The sequence below is a fragment of the Ramlibacter sp. genome, assembly GCF_035706265.1.
Lineage (GTDB): Bacteria > Pseudomonadota > Gammaproteobacteria > Burkholderiales > Burkholderiaceae_C > Ramlibacter.
Map to the genome: position 1 here is coordinate 1 of NZ_DASSVG010000184.1, position 2,285 is coordinate 2,285.

Consider the following 2,285-nt stretch of genomic DNA (forward strand, 5'->3'; position numbering starts at 1 on the left):
CCGGGGCCGCCGGCGCGCAGGTCGGCGAGCAGGAAGTTCTCGCTGCCGGCGAAGACGTCGAAGCCCTGCGGGCCGAACTCCTCGATCATCGCCTGGGTGTGCTTCCAGTCGCCGCCGCTGTCCTTCATGCCGGCCACGATGTCGGGATAGGACTTCAGCAGGCGCGCCACCAGGCCGCGCGGGATCGGCGTGTTCGACACCGGCGGGATGTGGTACAGGTAGATGCGCAGGCGCTCGTCCGCCACGGCGTCGATGATGGCCGCGAAGTGGCGATAGAGCCCTTCCTCGCTCACGCCCTTGTAGTAGAAGGGCGGCAGCATCAGCACGCCTGCGGCGCCGGCCTGCACGGCCTGGCGCGTGAGCTCGATGGAATCGGTGATGGAGCAGCAGCCGGTGCCCGGCATCATGCGCGCGGGCGGCAGGCCCGCTTCCAGCAGCGCGTCGAACAGCTGGCGCTTCTCCGCCACCGACATCGAGTTGGCCTCGGAGTTGGTGCCGAAGATCGCCAGCCCCACCTCCTGCTCCAGCAGCCAGCGGCAGTGGCGGATGAAGCGGTCCGGATCCGGCGTGTAGTCGGCGTTGAAGGGTGTCAGGACAGGCGAGAGGACGCCCTGCAGGCGCGGGGTGGCGAGGCTCATGGGGTTGGTTGCTCCTTGCTGGGCGCCTGCGCGCAGTCGTCCACGATGGCCTGCGGGGCTCCAGGCCTCGCATGCTCGAACGATGCGGCAGTCACGGCGTGACGGATTTTTTATCGTACATTGCCCCTCATTTCTCGTCATCCCCGTAGAAGCCAGACATGACAGGACCACGGATCCGCCACGGCGTGCGCCAGTTCACGGCGCGATGCGCCCCAGCCTCCTTCGGAAGCCGAGCCGCAGAAGGCCGCAAAGGGGAGCGCCAGTGACGGCCGCAGCCCTGCGTGTGGTCCGTTCGGACCTGTGGATCGACGCCGCCTTCGACGAGCGCCTGCAGCGCGAGCCCGGCATTTCATTGAGCGTGTTCCGGGTGCGCGGCCCTTCCGCCGCAGCCTGGGACCTGCTGTCGCAGGCGCACGTCTACCACGTGTCCGCGGCCAAGGACGAACTGGCCCAGGAATGGTTCGTGCGCGCCGACCTGATCGCGCGCTGCCCGCAGCTGCTGTGCGTCTCCTCCTCGGGCGCCGGCTACGACACCATCGACGTGGCGGCCTGCACGGCGGCCGGCATCGCGGTGGTCAACCAGGCGGGCGGCAACGCGGCTTCGGTGGCGGAGCACACCTTCGGCTTCATCCTGGGCCTGTCGCGCCGGATGCTGGAAGGCGACCGGCGCCTGCACCGCGAGACCGGCTACGCGCGCGAGGACGTGATGGGCCACGAGGTCCAGGGCAGGACGCTGGGGGTCGTGGGCATCGGCCACACCGGCCGCCGTGTCGCCGCGCTGGCCCGCGCCTTCGGCATGGAAGTGATCGCCACCGATCCGCTGCTGGCGCCCCAGGAGATCGAGCGCCGCGGCGCCCGGCCCGTGTCCTTCCACGAGCTGCTCGCGCAATCGGACATCGTGTCGCTGCACTGCCCGCGCGATGCGAGCACGCTGAAGATGATGAATGCCGAGGCCTTCGCGCGCATGAAGAAGGGCGCGCTCTTCATCACCACCGCGCGCGGCGGCATCCACGACGAGGCGGCGCTCGTCGATGCGCTGCGCTCCGGCCACCTGGCCGGCGCCGGCCTCGACGTGTGGGACCGGGAGCCGCCGCCGCTGGACCATCCGCTGCTGGCCATGGACAACGTCTACGGCACCTTCCACACGGCCGGCGTCACGCACGAGGCGCGTCGCAATGTCGCCCGCATCGCCGCGGACCAGATCGCGGCGTTCGCGGCCGGCGAGCGCCCGCCGCGGCTCGTCAATCCGGAAGTCTGGCCTGCCTTCGAGCAGCGGCGCGCGCGCATCCTGGGCTGAAGCCGAACCCCGCCAAAGCCTGAACCTGCGGCCGCCCTCTGTCGGCCGCAGGGCGCCTACCACTCCACCAGGCTCAAGCCGATGCTGAAGACGGTGCGGCTGCGGTTGAAATCGAGCAGCGTGTCGCCGTAGCCGGTGAAGATCTGGGTGTGCAGCTGCAGGCCGCTCGGCGGCCCTTCGCCGGTGTCGGCCAGCGTGCGGAACCACTCCAGCCGCAGCGAGCCGCGGCCGCGCGCGCGCAGCGAATGGCGGGCGGTGGCCTGGAACAGGTTGCGCCGGCTGTGGTGCCACACGGCCCGCAGCTCGCCGCGGCCGATGAAGTCGCTGATGCGGGGGTTGTCGTCGTCGGC

3 protein-coding genes are annotated in these 2,285 nt (G+C 70.6%); 1 reads left to right on the forward strand and 2 read right to left on the reverse strand.

What is annotated here, in order from left to right; genetic code table 11:
* The coding region (locus VFM98_RS06925; RefSeq protein ID WP_325109175.1) for a dihydrodipicolinate synthase family protein at window positions 1-638 on the reverse strand (638 nt) is incomplete at its 3' end.
* Between the two features lie 262 nt (window positions 639-900).
* On the opposite strand from VFM98_RS06925, the gene VFM98_RS06930 reads away from it, so the two are divergent.
* On the forward strand, window positions 901-1,935 hold the full coding sequence (locus VFM98_RS06930; RefSeq protein WP_325109176.1) for a hydroxyacid dehydrogenase: 1,035 nt from the start codon (window positions 901-903) through the stop codon (window positions 1,933-1,935).
* 56 nt (window positions 1,936-1,991) lie between these two features.
* On the opposite strand, the gene VFM98_RS06935 is transcribed toward VFM98_RS06930, so the two are convergent.
* The coding region (locus VFM98_RS06935) for a phospholipase A (RefSeq protein WP_325109177.1) at window positions 1,992-2,285 on the reverse strand (294 nt) is incomplete at its 5' end.